The following is a 13,692-nucleotide window of genomic DNA, read 5'->3' as shown; positions in this document are numbered from 1 at the left end:
GACAACTGAATTTGTTTCTGATCCATTTTTTCGATCTTTGTAAGGAGCCATCATGGCCGTTCAGCAAAACCGTAAAAGTCGCTCTCGCCGTGACATGCGCCGTTCACATGACGCTTTAACCGAGAATGCATTATCTGTAGACCAAACTACTGGTGAAACTCATCGTCGTCACCACGTGACTAAAGACGGTATTTACCGTGGTCGTCAATTATTCGCTAAAGCAGCTGATGCTGAATAATTGAACCATATGCATTAAGCGTTAGCTTAAAGTATAGAAAAAATGGGAGCGAAAGCTCCCTTTTTTGTTGTTTTTCGCAATTAAAAAACGATTTAATCAATGGTAAATTGCCGCATCGGAAAAGAGTCTGTTGTCATTCTCATGTAGAATCATGGGAGTTGATGAAACTGGCGATAGACCATTTTAAGGATTTTTATATGTCGACTAAACGACTTGAGCAGGCAGCTCAAGCAACAAAAACAGCATTTGTTTTTCCGGGTCAGGGCTCACAAAAAGCAGGTATGCTGGCTGAACTTGCAGAGCAATTTAGTGTCGTTCAAGATACATTTGCAGAAGCATCAGCAGCACTCGGTTTTGATCTGTGGCAGATTGCCCAGAGTGGTGAAGGCTTAGACCAAACTGAAAATACTCAACCTGTGTTATTGACAGCAAGCATTGCCTTGTGGCGTGTGTGGTTAGAACTGGGTGGAATTGTGCCAAAGTACCTTGCCGGGCACTCTTTAGGGGAATACAGTGCGTTGGTTGCGGCAGAAGCAATGACTTTAGCTGATGCGGTTAAACTGGTTCATTTGCGTGGCAAATTGATGCAGGGTGCTGTTCCTCAGGGTACAGGTGCCATGGCTGCGATTCTTGGCTTGGCGGATGAAAAAGTGATTGAGCTTTGTCAGAATGCCAATGCCTCTGCTGCGGGACAAGGCTCGGTTGAAGCGGCAAATTATAATGCACAAGGGCAGGTTGTGATTGCAGGTAGCACGGCTTTGGTTCAGCAAGTCATGGCAGAAGCAAAAGAACAATCAGGTAAGGCCATCGCATTGCCTGTTTCGGTGCCTTCACATTGTACCTTGATGAAGCCAGCCGCAGAAAAGTTTGCGGAAGCTTTGGAACAAACTGCCATTGAGCTACCATGCCTTCCTGTAATACAAAATGTCAACGCGGAAATCGCGACAGATGTTGCCCAGTTACGTCAGGCATTAACGGCTCAGTTGTATCAGTCAGTTCAATGGACACGGACCATGCAATATCTGCAAGATCAGGGTATTCAGTATGTGGTTGAATGTGGACCAGGTACCGTGCTCAGTAATCTTGCCAAGCGATTACCGAACATAGAAAAAGCATTTGCCATTGATAGCAAAGCACGTATGGAAGATGCCCTAAACGCAGTGTTAGTGGCAGAAGGAAAAATTGCATGACACAACAACGAAAAGTTGCGTTAGTGACAGGAGCAAGCCGCGGTATTGGCGCAGCGATTGCACAGCAACTCATTCAAGACGGTTTTTTTGTAGTTGGTACCGCGACTTCTGAAGCAGGCGCGCAAAAATTGACAGAAAGCTTTGCTGAGCATGGAACAGGCGCTGTACTGGATGTTCGCGATGGCGCAGCCATTGATGCACTGGTATCAGACATTGAGCAAAAATATGGTTCAGTGTTGGTATTGGTCAACAATGCAGGCATTACCAAAGATAATTTGTTGCTTCGTATGTCTGAAGATGATTGGGATGACATTCTCAATATCCATCTGAAAGCCGTTTACCGCTTGTCTAAGCGTGTATTGAAAGGCATGACCAAAGCGCGTTTTGGTCGCATTATTAATATCAGTTCGGTGGTTGCACATTTTGCCAATCCTGGACAAGCAAACTACTCGGCAGCAAAAGCAGGAATTGAAGCATTCAGTCGTAGCTTAGCCAAAGAGATGGGGAGCCGTCAGATTACAGTGAACAGTGTTGCACCTGGTTTCATTGCCACTGAAATGACTGATCAGTTAAGCGAAGAGATTCGTAAAAAAATGACTGATCAAGTCGCTTTAAATCGTTTAGGTGAACCTCAAGATATTGCGGATGCAGTGAGTTTCCTTGCCAGCGATAAGGCTAGTTACATTACTGGTACAGTTTTACATGTAAATGGTGGTCTATACATGGCCTAAGTGGCGATGTATAAACTTTTAAAAAATTTAATATTCAATTAAACTAGTGGCAAATTAAAACGCCACAAGCAATGAGGAGAATTCCTGTGAGCGATATCGAACAACGCATCAAACAAGCTGTAGCTGAACAATTAGGTATGCGTGCTGAAGAGATTAAGAACGAAGCATCTTTCATGGATGACTTAGGTGCTGACTCTTTAGATTTGGTTGAACTTGTAATGTCTTTCGAAAATGATTTTGACATCACGATTCCGGATGAAGATTCAAACGAAATCACAACTGTTCAATCTGCAATCGATTACGTAACTAAGAAACTTGGTTAATCATCTTGCATGATCAAAAGCCACCGCAAGGTGGCTTTTTTGTGTGTAATGCTTTCGCAACAGAATGTTTTTAATTAAGTTCTATGGCATATACATATATTTACAAGACCGCTTTAAATTGAAACTCGAGTGATTTATTTTTTCTGTATAACTAGATGTAGGTCGATTTTGACCATATGCGGTTTATAATTACAGAGGAAATAACAATGGGTCTTTTTGATTTTGTTAAAGGTATTGGTAAGAAAAATACAGCGCCTGCAGAGCCTCAAGCTGCGCCAGCAACACCAGCTGAACCTTCAGCTCAAGAGATTGCAAATAAATTATTAGGTTTGATTAAAAGTTTAGGTCTTGGGGTTGAAGGCTTGGCTGTGACATATAACGGCACAACGGATACTGCAACAATTAAAGGGCAAGTTAAAAGTCAGGCAGATAAAGAAAAGATCGTACTTGCTGTAGGAAATACCGATCATGTCGCACAAGTGGATGATCAGATGACGGTAGAAAGTCCTGAGCCAGAAAGTAAATTCTACACGGTAAAATCAGGCGACAACTTGTCGAAGATTTCAAAAGAGTATTATGGTGATCCAAACCAATACAATAAAATCTTTGAAGCTAATCGTCCATTACTTAAAAATGCAGATGATATTTTCCCAGGACAAGTTTTACGTATTCCACAATAATCTGTGAGTATTAAAAAAGGCGCTTGATGCGCCTTTTTTAATAAAAAATTTTTGAAAAAATTAACGATTTCTGGAGCGTTTAAAAGCGTTTTGGAAGCTTTTGCCCATTGGGTACGGGTGTTTCTGCCTGTTTTAATACACCAAATAACCAGGTTTCAGCATGCTGAACCGCAATTTTTAAAGAATCACCTAGGGCCAAACGTCCAGCAATGAAACTTGCCAATGAACAACCTGAACCGTGGTATTGACCTTCTAAGCGAGGACAGCGGCTCTCAGCCAGCATTTTGCCATCGGCATAAAGCACATTACGGATATGATCAGGGGTGTCTTCATGGCCGCCTTTAACCAATACTGCTTTTGCACCCATTTCAAACAGTTTATGGGTCGCTTGTTCAATATCATCCAGACCAGTTAAGGCTCTTAGCTCAACCGTATTGGGGGTGATCACCGTCGCCAAAGGAATCAATTCTACAAAGGCTTTGACTAAGGTCGCCTGATCGCCGAGTGAACCCCCACTATTTGCGACCAGTACTGGATCGAGCACATAGAGATAATCGGGATGCTCACGTAAAAATTCAGCCAGTGCCGCAATATTATCAGTTGTGCCGAGCATACCTGACTTCACGCATTTAATCGGCAGGTCACCGACTACAGCATTGGCTTGCGCCAAGAGTAATTCTTTGGAAGTGGCTTCAAAACCGAACACTTGTTGTGAGTTTTGAATGGTTAAAGCAGTACAGGCAATGGCTGCATGTGCGCCACTTTGTCCAATTGCTTCAATATCGGCCTGTAGGCCAGCTCCACCAGAGGGATCTAAACCTGAAAAACAAAGTACGGTTGGGCGCACTGCAATTTCCTTTTATTCTTCAATCTACGGTAGTATAGGGAAGTTTCGAGAAACTCTCGACACTGTTGTGTAAGACTGCAAGAGATTGAACGAATGACGATCAAAAATATTCTCATCGATTTAGATGGAACCTTAACCGATCCTAAAACTGGGATTCATGGTTCAATTCGTTTTGCATTAGAAAAATTAGGCCAGCCTGTCGCTGATGATGTGGATCTGGACTGGACTATTGGGCCGCCACTCAAAGCATCTTTGGCAAAATTACTGAATACCCAAGATGATGCGTTGGCTGAACAGGCTCTGTTGGCTTACCGTGAACGTTTTTCGGTCATTGGCTTATTTGAAAATGAGGTTTATCCAAGCGTCGTCGAGACTTTGCAACAATTACAAGCACAAGGTTATGCTTTGTTCTTAGCGACAGCCAAGCCCATCATTTATGCCAAGCAGATTCTGGCTCATTTTCAGTTGGATCAATATTTTACCGAAATGTATGGCAGTGAACTGACTGGTGAGCGAACCAATAAGGCTGACTTAATTGCCTATATTCTTGAGCAACAACAACTGGATGCTCAGCATTGCATTATGGTGGGGGATCGCCAATATGACATTATGGGCGCACGTGCCAATGGCATTGAAACCATTGCAGTGAATTATGGCTATGGTCGAGCAGAGGAGTTGGCTCAGGCACAACCCGTGAGCCAAATTTCACAATTTAGTCAACTGCTTATAGCGATTGCTGAACTGAATGCAGAGCGGAAAGTATCATAAATATCGATGACATAAAAAAGCCTCGAATGATCGAGGCTTTTTATTTTCATCAGAGATTATGTTTGAGACGATATTGCACCAGTTCATCGATACTGATTACCGTAAGACCATGGGTTTGTGCATAAGCAAGCACTTGGATACCCGACGCCATTGAACCATCTGGATTGGTCAATTCACAGAGTACTCCAGCTGGTTTTAAACCTGCCAAACGTGCTAAATCAATGGTTCCTTCAGTATGGCCACGACGGCTCAACACACCACCTTCACGTGCGCGTAAAGGAAAAACATGACCTGGGCGATTGAGGTCACTCGCTACGGCACCTGCTTGGGTTGCTGCCAAAACGGTGGTGACGCGATCTTTGGCTGAAACACCCGTGGTCACGCCTTGTGCGGCTTCGATCGTTACGGTAAATGCGGTTTTGAATTGGCTAGAATTGTCGACTACCATGGGTGGAAGTTCTAAATGATCAGCCAAGGCTTCAGTTAGGCATAAACACACAATACCTGAACCATCCCGAATCATTTGTGCCATGGTTTCAACGCTCAGTGTTTCCGCCGCGATAATCAGGTCTGCTTCATTTTCACGGTCAAAGTCATCCATCACCAACACAGGTTTGCCTTGGCGGATGTCTTCTAAAGCTTGTTGAATACGTTGTTCAGCAGGAGAAAGGGCTGAAAAGAAAAGTTCGGGTTGAATTAAACTGGACATAATGAAACGCTCTCGTAATTAGGATACGGTTGAACATTTCAGGACTGATGTAAAAATAAGCGTGCACAAAAACAACGCCAAAAGCGTGTTCTAGTGATTTCGTCTTCTTTCATCCGGACTATACCGTCGGCTTTGGTTTCTCACCAAATCTGCGAGTATATATAAATATATACAGGCTCGTGGGCTGATTAGGTCATTGGGTTGCAAGGCCTAACTTACCACCGGTGGGGAATCTCACCCCGCCCTGAAGCGATGTGCCTTGATTATAGCCAGATTTTTATGCGAAAAGGTGACTTTTTATAGAATGAATCGTTCTATAAAAATGAAAAAAAGAACTGAGCTGTTGTTTAGGTTTTGCTGCCGATCTGTGAAATTGGCAATCGCATCAAATTGAGCATACACTCAATAGATAAAACAATAATGATGGGCAGGGATTAGTAAAATGGAGAAAGTAGCGAAAACTGAGCTAGAACAATTAGCGCAACAATTACATCGACCGGTGATGAGTCTTCAAGCATTTTCTCAATTATCTAGTCAAGATTTGGCTTGGCTCAATCAGCAATTACAACGCACCCTTGAGCATGAAGATCAGAAAATGAATCAGAGCTTATATCAGACTCCTTTTTTTCTACGTTGGTTGTTCCGAGATCGATAAGGGGGATGGAAAGTCATGACTCGACTTGCGGTACAGGCAGAAATCATCAAGTTGGCACGTATCTTGAGGGTCACTGAACCAGAATTGGTATTTATGCAGTCTTTGGCGCCTGAAAATTTAAGGCAATTCCGTTTTGCGCTCTTAGAACGATTACAGAATCAGCAGAAAAAACGATTTCGCTATTTGGCTGCCTGGGTCAATTGGCTACCGCGCTGGATCAGTGTTGTTATGGTGAAACACGTCTTGGAACCCTTTATCGTGGCGCAAATTGCGGTGTATTTGCCCACGGAACGTTCTTATCGTATCGTGAAGCACTTGCCAGCTAAAACTGTTGCTGCAATCTCAGTGTATTTAGACCCACGCTTGGCGAGAGAGTTGTTGGGCTATCTCACTACGCATCAGATTACCGAGATTACTCAAGTCCTGCTGGAACAGCGTGATTTTGTCACCATGGGGCGCTTCGTCAGCATGTTGTCTGATGTGGTTTTGCAGGACGTGGCACAAGTGGTTGAGAGTGAGAGCGATCTGCTGGAGATTGCTTTTTTTATCGAGTCGCGTGAGCAAATTGACCATTTGGTGCATGTCTTACCCAAACAGCGGATTGAGAAAGCCTTATTAATCATTGGTGATCCAAGTCAACGTCTAGTCTGGCCCAAAGTTCTGGCGCTAATGAGTTATATCAGTTATGGACTGAAGCAGGAGCTTGGCGATCTAGCGGTTCTGCAAGGCGAACCTGTGGTCAATGCTATTATTCAGGCGACGCAAGAAGACCAGTTATGGGAAGATATGTTGCCTGTTGTGGCTTGCTTGTCGGCACAAGCACAGCGTTTTGTTGCTAATTTGCCAGCATTAAGGCGTGTGGAGATTATCCAGAGTATTGTCGAGGCGGCTGATCGTTGCGATTTGTGGACCGATATGTTGGTTATTGTGAACTATATGCAAGATGAAGCGAGAGAGGTCGTCGCGACCGCAATTGCCCAAATTGATGAGCAAGTCCTGCATCATATTGCTTATGCGTCATTATTACGCTCACAATGGGAAGTGACATTTGACATCATGCGACGGATGCCTGTTGCAAAGCAGCAACAGTGTCATCGTATTCTTGATGGTTATATGCAGCAATTAGACCCTGAAACTTATCGGTATTTAGACACTTTACTAGATCGCTATCAGATTCGGTCTGCCATTGTGTAATTCCATTTCTTGCTTATGCACTGGGTAGCGTTTCTCGAATAGGGAGCAATATCTCTATGGCGTGGTCATAGCCACGCTCAACCAGTTCATCAAGTTTATGCCAGTCAAACATACCAATGCCTTCAATCGGCATGCGCACATGTAAATTGGCCCGTTCAATGGCTGCTGTTTGAATCATGGTATCACTGGCAAGGGTCGCAGTACGCATCAGGATTTCTGCCAGTCGTGGTGCATGTAATAGTTTATCTTTAATCACTTTATTCCAGTTGAGCAGGGCACTTTGATCGGGTTTGTCCAGTCCAATGCCGGGGACTCGGATATCATCGTGTAAACTGACATTACTGGCAATAATTGTTCCTCTTTCTAAATTCTGCATGACATCGGTAGGTAGATTATTAATCACACCACCATCACAGAGGAGATTTTCATGCCAAGCCACTGGTGGTGCTACCCCAGGTACGCTCATACTGGTGCCGACCCAAGTTGCAAGTTCACCTTGATCATGAATAACGGCCTGTCCTGTGGTGAGATTGGTCGAAATACAGTAATAGGTCTGTCTAAGTTCTTCGATACGTCGGTGTCCAAAAATGGCATGGAGGCGGCTATGAAAACGTTGTCCCCGAATCAGGGAAACCCTTGGCATGGTGTAATCATTGAGATAGTTGCGTGCTACAAAAGTCTCATAAGCGATATGGGTCATTTCGACACTGTCAAAACCACAAGCGACCAATGCGGCCACAAAAGCCCCCATACTGGTACCACCGACAATATCAATCGGGATATGCAATTGCTCCAGCGCACGAATTAAACCAATATGGGCAAAGCCACGTGCACCGCCACCGCCAAGGACCAAACCCACCCCTTGACTGGAAATCTGACGCGCCACCGCACAGATATCATTCTGAGCCCAAGGATGGACAAAGTAATGGGCACGGGCATGATAGAGCTGTTTCCAGATGAGGGTATGGGGTGAAGGATCACCTTCGGAACGAAGCAAAACCAATTCAATTGGGCTTTGCCAGTCGTGTTGAGTAAGCACATGCGAGAGTGGGGTTTGGGTTGGTGTTTGATTGGCCTCCGCCAGAATCAGAATCCGATCTGCCTGATGCAAACAGCGCTTTGACCATTCATCCTCACTGTTGTCGGCGGCATAAAGTACATAGCAATGTTTTTCTTCTAAGCTGGCTAACCATTGTCTAAGCTGTAAATCTTCAGGGCTGTAATCCAGTGGGGTTTGGCTGAAACCTGCTCCAAACAGGGCATCAATATGCGCGGCAGTCACCAAGCGTACACGTGGCCAACGTTGTAGGTGCTCAGTGAGTTTTTCTGCCAAGTGAGTAGCTGGAATGTGGGCAGAGACAGGAATAACCGAAAGTGTCCGGCTGCTTCCCATTACATGACAATGTTGCTGTTCGGGCTGTGAACGATTGATGATCAGTCTGGATAAGGCGAACAGGACTTTGGGATGTTGATGGATAAAATTTAGAAATTGTTGCTGAGGAATACCGAGTAGAGCTGTGTCTCGAACAGCATTGACCGTAGCATGATGGGGCTGATTGGAAATTACGCCTGTTTCACCGATAAGCTCATGACGGCCATAATAGGTCAATAGTCCCGTCGTGGTGGTAAGTTTGACGCGCCCATAGGCAACAATATAGACATGATCGGCAATATCATGGGCACAATACAGTTGTTGTCCCGTTTGCAGATGACGAATATGACAATAGGGTAGCAATGGCTCAAGCATCGCATGATCTAGCTCAGCAAAGAGGCTCACTTTAGTTAAAATATTAATAATATCCATATTGTTCAAATTATCTTTATTGTCTTTTTATTGAACAAATTCTAGCGCTATTTTGCAAGTTTGCTTGCGTAAAACCTGACCTTATTTTTCAGTGTTTTTGTATTGATACTGGAAATATTAAATTGATGTTATTCAGTCAATAAAAAAGCCAGTTCATATATGCGACTGGCTTTTTGGAAATCTTTGATTGCTTATGCAATTTGTACAGGAATACAGTTTGCAGTGTGGTTCACTGTATTGTCTGGATTTGCATAGACTAAACGTGGTTTGTGAAGATTGGCTTCAACTTCGGTAAAATCACCAAAAGTCGCAATAATCACTAAATCACCGACATCAGCTTGATGGGCTGCGCCACCATTGACTGAGATAATGCCTGAATCGTCTTCACCACGAATTGCATAAGTGGTAAAGCGTTTACCATTGGTGACGTTCCATACGTGGATTTCTTCGTATTCACGAATCCCTGCTAAGTCCATTAATACGCCATCAATTGCGCAAGAACCTTCATAATGAAGCTCTGCATGCGTCACAACTGCACGGTGAATTTTACATTTTAATAAACGAGATAGCATGGCTAGCGTCTCCTGAGTAAGACCTAAGATGATTCTCTTAAGGTTGACTTGTCACGTTTTCCGCGGGCTATGGGCGGTTTGATGCGCATTTTGCGCTTAAAAATGCAATATGGCAAGCGGGATTGATCAACAATTCAGTTCAAGCAGGCTTGTAAGCATTAATTTGATTCATGGCCTGTGACACTTGTCCATCAACCAGCATTTTCACTTGGGATAGGGCATGATCAATGGCTGCATCCATTAAGCCTTGCTCACTGCTTGGTGCTTTACCAAGCACATGGCCAGAAACACGATCTTTTGAACCAGGGTGTCCAATTCCAATGCGTAAGCGATGAAAATTCGCACCGATATGTGGAACGATATCGCGAAGACCATTATGTCCGCCGTGTCCGCCACCTGTTTTCAAACGAATAATACCTGGATTCATATCCAGTTCATCATGCGCGATCAGAATTGCTTCAGGAGCAACTTGATAAAATTTGGCGAAGGGGACAACACTCTGACCAGAACGGTTCATAAAAGTGGTGGGGAGTAATAAACGAACGTCATGACCTTCGATCTGGCCACGACCACTGTATCCATGAAACTTAGGATCAGCTTTTAAAGAGATACCATAACGATCTGCAAGCTGTTCAACGAACCAGAAACCTGCATTATGGCGGGTTTGGGCGTATTCCTTTCCAGGATTGCCCAAACCAACAATTAGCGAAATATTTGACACTAATTTACGCCTTTAACACTTATGCGCGTTTGAAGTCAGCGTGCATAGGCGTGTTTTTAGCTGGGTGACGTTGTAACGCTTGGATTTTAACGTTTTCAACTTTGTCACCGATTTTGATTTCGATAACTTCTTCGAAGAAAGCGTTGTTTTCTAAAGCTTTAACAATTTCACGAAGCTCTAAAGTAATTGCTACAGGCTCAGCGCTACCACCGTAGATGATTGCTGGAATTTGAGCAGCGTGACGAAGGCGGCGGCTCGAACCTTTCCCTTGTTGTGCAGCTTCACGTGATTGAGCATTTAATACGAAGTTTGCCATGGGCATATCCTCATTGAGTGTAAGTAACTAAACTTGCGACCAGTTTAGTGATAGAAAAACCCTAGCGAGCTAGGGTTTAAGAAAAAAGCTGGGCTATTATAGATAACTATCGAACATTGCGCTAATAGATTCTTCGTTATTGATACGACGAATTGTTTCAGCAACCATGCTAGCAACAGAAACTTGGCGAATTTTGCCTAGATTCAATGCTTCATCTGAAAGTGGAATGGTGTCTGTAACAACCAGTTCATCAATCACAGAGTTACGAAGGTTATCAATTGCTTTGCCAGATAGAACAGGGTGAGTCGCATACGCAACAACACGGCGAGCACCAAACTGTTTCAGTGCATCGGCAGCTTTGCAAAGCGTACCTGCTGTATCTACCATGTCATCAACAATGACACAGTCACGATCTTTTACATCACCAATCAAATGCATCACTTGTGATTCATTTGCTTTTTGGCGACGTTTATCGATGATAGCTAAGTCGATATCACCCATTTGTTTTGCAACAGCACGGGCACGAACAACACCACCAACGTCAGGTGAAACCACCACGAGGTTATGATGTTGTTGTTGACGTAAGTCAGCCAATAACGCTGGCGTACCATAAATGTTGTCAACAGGGATATCGAAGAAACCTTGAATTTGGTCTGCGTGTAGGTCAATCATTACCACACGGTCAATTCCAACGGTTGTCAGCATATCTGCAACAACTTTCGCTGTAATCGGTACACGCGCAGAACGCGGACGACGATCTTGACGTGCATAACCGAAATAAGGAATGACAGCAGTGATACGACCAGCACTTGCGCGACGCAAAGCATCAGCCATAACCAAGATTTCCATCAGGTTATCATTGGTAGGCGCACAGGTAGACTGAACGATAAAAACGTCTTTACCACGAACATTTTCAGTAATTTCTACTGAAATTTCACCATCAGAGAACTTGCTTACAGAAGCAGCACCTAAAGGAATGTGTAAATGGCTTACGACTTTTTGCGCGAAATGTGGATGAGCACTTCCACTAAAAACGACAAGATTGGGCATGAAGCACCCTTGGCGGTTGGCTTATAATGAATTTGGATGGCAGGGGCGGCTGGATTCGAACCAACGGATGCCGAGATCAAAACCCGGTGCCTTACCACTTGGCGACGCCCCTAATGCGGCAGAACTTTAATAGTTTTACAGGATAATGTCAATATATTTGATCAAATATCAATATAAAACAAGTCTGTCTTAGATATGGCAGGGGCGGCTGGATTCGAACCAACGGATGCCGAGATCAAAACCCGGTGCCTTACCACTTGGCGACGCCCCTAAATTTGATGATATGTAATGGCAGGGGCGGCTGGATTCGAACCAACGGATGCCGAGATCAAAACCCGGTGCCTTACCACTTGGCGACGCCCCTATATATTACATATATCTACAGATGAATTGGCAGGGGCGGCTGGATTCGAACCAACGGATGCCGAGATCAAAACCCGGTGCCTTACCACTTGGCGACGCCCCTAACAGGTAACTTTAAAATGTCTTAGAGGTGATTCTGCTAAACTGTTGACCAAGTAAGCTTTACAAGGCGCGTTTTGCAAAATTTGCTCTGTATCCATTTCATCGGTTACTTCAGTAAAAACACAAGCACCTGTACCTGTAAGCTTTGCTAGACCAAACTGATCTAAATACTGCATTGCTTCTTCTACTTCAGGGTATAACTGTCGAGCCAGAGGTTCAAAGTTATTTCCAAAATTAGAAGGTTCTATCTGATAGGCGCAAAATGTAGTGATCTTAGAATCTCTTGTCAATGTTTTTTGCGAAAAAAGCTGTTGAGTGCTGATAAAACAGTCAGGTTTTAAGATTATGAATTTTTTTTGAGCTAAGTCTATGAATGATAAATGTTCACCGATGCCTTCGGCCCATGCATTTCGGCCTAAAACAAAGATGGGAACATCAGCACCCAACTGCACTCCATAATCGGCCAGTTGCTGTTCATTTAGATCACATTGCCAGAGTTGGTTGAGTACGATCAAGGTGGTGGCGGCATTGGATGAACCACCACCGAGGCCTGCGCCCATCGGAATATTTTTTTCAATTTTAATCTTCAATCCACAGATTTTTTTTGCATGTGGCTTGAGCAGTTGTGCGGCACGATAGATCAAGTTCTGTTCGATCTGTACTTCTGCGAGCCCTTCAATTTGAATATGTTCTTCTGAACATGGTTCAAAAGTCATCCAGTCATATAAATCTATCAGTTGGAAAATGGTTTGTAACTCATGATAACCATTGTCACGACGGCCTGTGATATGTAGAAATAAATTCAATTTGGCTGGGGAAGGCACTCTAATCATAAAAGAATCTAAATTATCGGTTTTGAATGACCATTGTAATACGGTTTTCTTTGCCATCTGCAAGCGCTTGCTTCAACAAAAGTTTATTCGGGAGGTTTTGCGCATCGTTATAACTAAAATCAACAGTCCAACCATCTTCAATCAGTTGTTTCAGGCGATTGTTTTCATCTTTGCTAATCTGTGCATTTTGAGTGGCTGGCTTGGCTTGTACCCAGTAGGCAAGATGCATAATTGGGGCTTGCCAACCAGTGGCTTTTTCAAGTAATTCCTCTGGTGTTTCGGCGGTAATCAGGCCCGTTTTGGCGCTATTTAAAGTAACTTGACCAGGTTTGCCTTCAATTTGGGTTTTACCCACACCTAAAATGCCTGTCAGCTCAATATCAAATTGCTGTTGTTGCTGTACCCATGTAAAAAAAGCACTACCAGATTGTTGTGGGGTACGGACACCGATTTTGCCTTGTAAACTAAAGTTATTTTCATCTTGTACTTGTGGTGAGACTGGCACTTTATTGGGCTGGCTCAAATGTTGGCAACCTGTTAGCAATAAAATACTGCTGCTACATACGGTGATGCATAACTTTGAAAACAAATGCATG

General features: G+C 43.7%; 17 protein-coding genes, 4 tRNA genes and 1 riboswitch. Of the genes, 8 read left to right on the top strand and 13 right to left on the bottom strand.

What is annotated here, in order from left to right:
- Positions 1 to 52: 52 nt before the first annotated feature.
- The 5 genes from rpmF to lysM all read left to right on the top strand — a co-directional run bounded on the left by rpmF (position 53) and on the right by lysM (position 3,162).
- Positions 53 to 238: a 50S ribosomal protein L32 gene (gene rpmF / locus NQU59_RS17765; RefSeq protein ID WP_004638135.1), complete on the top strand. Its 186-nt coding sequence runs from the start codon at positions 53 to 55 to the stop codon at positions 236 to 238.
- 197 nt (positions 239 to 435) lie between these two features.
- The gene (gene fabD / locus NQU59_RS17760; protein WP_010589901.1) at positions 436 to 1,428 is read left to right on the top strand and encodes an ACP S-malonyltransferase; all 993 of its coding nucleotides are present in this window, start codon (positions 436 to 438) and stop codon (positions 1,426 to 1,428) included.
- On the top strand, positions 1,425 to 2,159 hold the full coding sequence (gene fabG, locus NQU59_RS17755; protein ID WP_005239296.1) for a 3-oxoacyl-ACP reductase FabG: 735 nt from the start codon (positions 1,425 to 1,427) through the stop codon (positions 2,157 to 2,159). The genes fabD and fabG overlap by 4 nt, the downstream gene beginning before the upstream one ends.
- 86 nt (positions 2,160 to 2,245) lie before the next feature.
- On the top strand, positions 2,246 to 2,482 hold the full coding sequence (gene acpP / locus NQU59_RS17750; RefSeq protein WP_004655272.1) for an acyl carrier protein: 237 nt from the start codon (positions 2,246 to 2,248) through the stop codon (positions 2,480 to 2,482).
- Positions 2,483 to 2,688: 206 nt separating this feature from the next.
- A complete protein-coding gene (lysM, locus tag NQU59_RS17745; RefSeq protein ID WP_005239294.1) occupies positions 2,689 to 3,162 on the top strand; it encodes a peptidoglycan-binding protein LysM in 474 nt (157 codons plus the stop codon).
- 79 nt (positions 3,163 to 3,241) lie between these two features.
- Here the strand turns inward: lysM and NQU59_RS17740 are convergent, their stop codons facing one another.
- On the bottom strand, positions 3,242 to 4,009 hold the full coding sequence (locus NQU59_RS17740) for a hydroxymethylpyrimidine/phosphomethylpyrimidine kinase (RefSeq protein ID WP_016652875.1): 768 nt from the start codon (positions 4,007 to 4,009) through the stop codon (positions 3,242 to 3,244).
- Positions 4,010 to 4,102: 93 nt separating this feature from the next.
- On the opposite strand from NQU59_RS17740, the gene NQU59_RS17735 reads away from it, so the two are divergent.
- Positions 4,103 to 4,777: an HAD-IA family hydrolase gene (locus NQU59_RS17735; RefSeq protein ID WP_257064308.1), complete on the top strand. Its 675-nt coding sequence runs from the start codon at positions 4,103 to 4,105 to the stop codon at positions 4,775 to 4,777.
- A 49-nt stretch (positions 4,778 to 4,826) separates the two neighbouring features.
- On the opposite strand, the gene ribB is transcribed toward NQU59_RS17735, so the two are convergent.
- Positions 4,827 to 5,486 (bottom strand): 3,4-dihydroxy-2-butanone-4-phosphate synthase, encoded by a 660-nt coding sequence (gene ribB / locus NQU59_RS17730; RefSeq protein WP_257064306.1) that lies wholly within the window; start codon positions 5,484 to 5,486, stop codon positions 4,827 to 4,829.
- A 97-nt stretch (positions 5,487 to 5,583) separates the two neighbouring features.
- Positions 5,584 to 5,741: riboswitch (FMN riboswitch) on the bottom strand.
- Positions 5,742 to 5,928: 187 nt separating this feature from the next.
- Between ribB and NQU59_RS17725 the strand changes: the two genes are divergently transcribed.
- Positions 5,929 to 6,141 (top strand): hypothetical protein, encoded by a 213-nt coding sequence (locus NQU59_RS17725; protein WP_005239287.1) that lies wholly within the window; start codon positions 5,929 to 5,931, stop codon positions 6,139 to 6,141.
- A 15-nt stretch (positions 6,142 to 6,156) separates the two neighbouring features.
- On the top strand, positions 6,157 to 7,335 hold the full coding sequence (locus tag NQU59_RS17720) for a hypothetical protein (RefSeq protein ID WP_257064303.1): 1,179 nt from the start codon (positions 6,157 to 6,159) through the stop codon (positions 7,333 to 7,335).
- 13 nt (positions 7,336 to 7,348) lie between these two features.
- Here NQU59_RS17720 and NQU59_RS17715 read toward each other — a convergent pair whose 3' ends face one another.
- The 11 genes from NQU59_RS17715 to lolB form a co-directional block, all read right to left on the bottom strand.
- Entirely contained in the window at positions 7,349 to 9,139 is a 1,791-nt protein-coding gene (locus tag NQU59_RS17715) for a patatin-like phospholipase family protein (protein WP_005239285.1), read from the bottom strand.
- Between the two features lie 191 nt (positions 9,140 to 9,330).
- A complete protein-coding gene (gene panD / locus NQU59_RS17710; protein WP_004655255.1) occupies positions 9,331 to 9,711 on the bottom strand; it encodes an aspartate 1-decarboxylase in 381 nt (126 codons plus the stop codon).
- A 139-nt stretch (positions 9,712 to 9,850) separates the two neighbouring features.
- The gene (pth, locus tag NQU59_RS17705) at positions 9,851 to 10,432 is read right to left on the bottom strand and encodes an aminoacyl-tRNA hydrolase (protein WP_005239284.1); all 582 of its coding nucleotides are present in this window, start codon (positions 10,430 to 10,432) and stop codon (positions 9,851 to 9,853) included.
- A 19-nt stretch (positions 10,433 to 10,451) separates the two neighbouring features.
- Positions 10,452 to 10,748 carry a 50S ribosomal protein L25 gene (rplY, locus tag NQU59_RS17700; protein ID WP_005239283.1) on the bottom strand — a complete coding sequence of 99 codons (297 nt, stop codon included), beginning with the start codon at positions 10,746 to 10,748 and terminating at the stop codon, positions 10,452 to 10,454.
- A 96-nt stretch (positions 10,749 to 10,844) separates the two neighbouring features.
- Positions 10,845 to 11,798: a ribose-phosphate pyrophosphokinase gene (locus tag NQU59_RS17695; protein ID WP_005239282.1), complete on the bottom strand. Its 954-nt coding sequence runs from the start codon at positions 11,796 to 11,798 to the stop codon at positions 10,845 to 10,847.
- Between the two features lie 37 nt (positions 11,799 to 11,835).
- A tRNA-Gln gene (locus tag NQU59_RS17690) sits at positions 11,836 to 11,910 on the bottom strand.
- Positions 11,911 to 11,994: 84 nt separating this feature from the next.
- A tRNA-Gln gene (locus NQU59_RS17685) sits at positions 11,995 to 12,069 on the bottom strand.
- An 18-nt stretch (positions 12,070 to 12,087) separates the two neighbouring features.
- Positions 12,088 to 12,162 (bottom strand) — tRNA-Gln (locus NQU59_RS17680).
- Positions 12,163 to 12,189: 27 nt separating this feature from the next.
- Positions 12,190 to 12,264 (bottom strand) — tRNA-Gln (locus NQU59_RS17675).
- Complete coding sequence (gene ispE / locus NQU59_RS17670; RefSeq protein ID WP_010590143.1) at positions 12,263 to 13,096, bottom strand: 4-(cytidine 5'-diphospho)-2-C-methyl-D-erythritol kinase; 834 nt, start codon at positions 13,094 to 13,096, stop codon at positions 12,263 to 12,265. Before ispE ends, NQU59_RS17675 begins: the two co-directional genes overlap by 2 nt.
- A 13-nt stretch (positions 13,097 to 13,109) precedes the next feature.
- On the bottom strand, positions 13,110 to 13,691 hold the full coding sequence (lolB, locus tag NQU59_RS17665; RefSeq protein WP_005239280.1) for a lipoprotein insertase outer membrane protein LolB: 582 nt from the start codon (positions 13,689 to 13,691) through the stop codon (positions 13,110 to 13,112).
- Position 13,692 lies beyond the last annotated feature (1 nt).

The sequence above is a fragment of the Acinetobacter colistiniresistens genome, assembly GCF_024582815.1.
Lineage (GTDB): Bacteria > Pseudomonadota > Gammaproteobacteria > Pseudomonadales > Moraxellaceae > Acinetobacter.
Note: the sequence above shows the minus strand (reverse complement) of the source record. Positions and strands in the feature narration are given on the sequence as shown.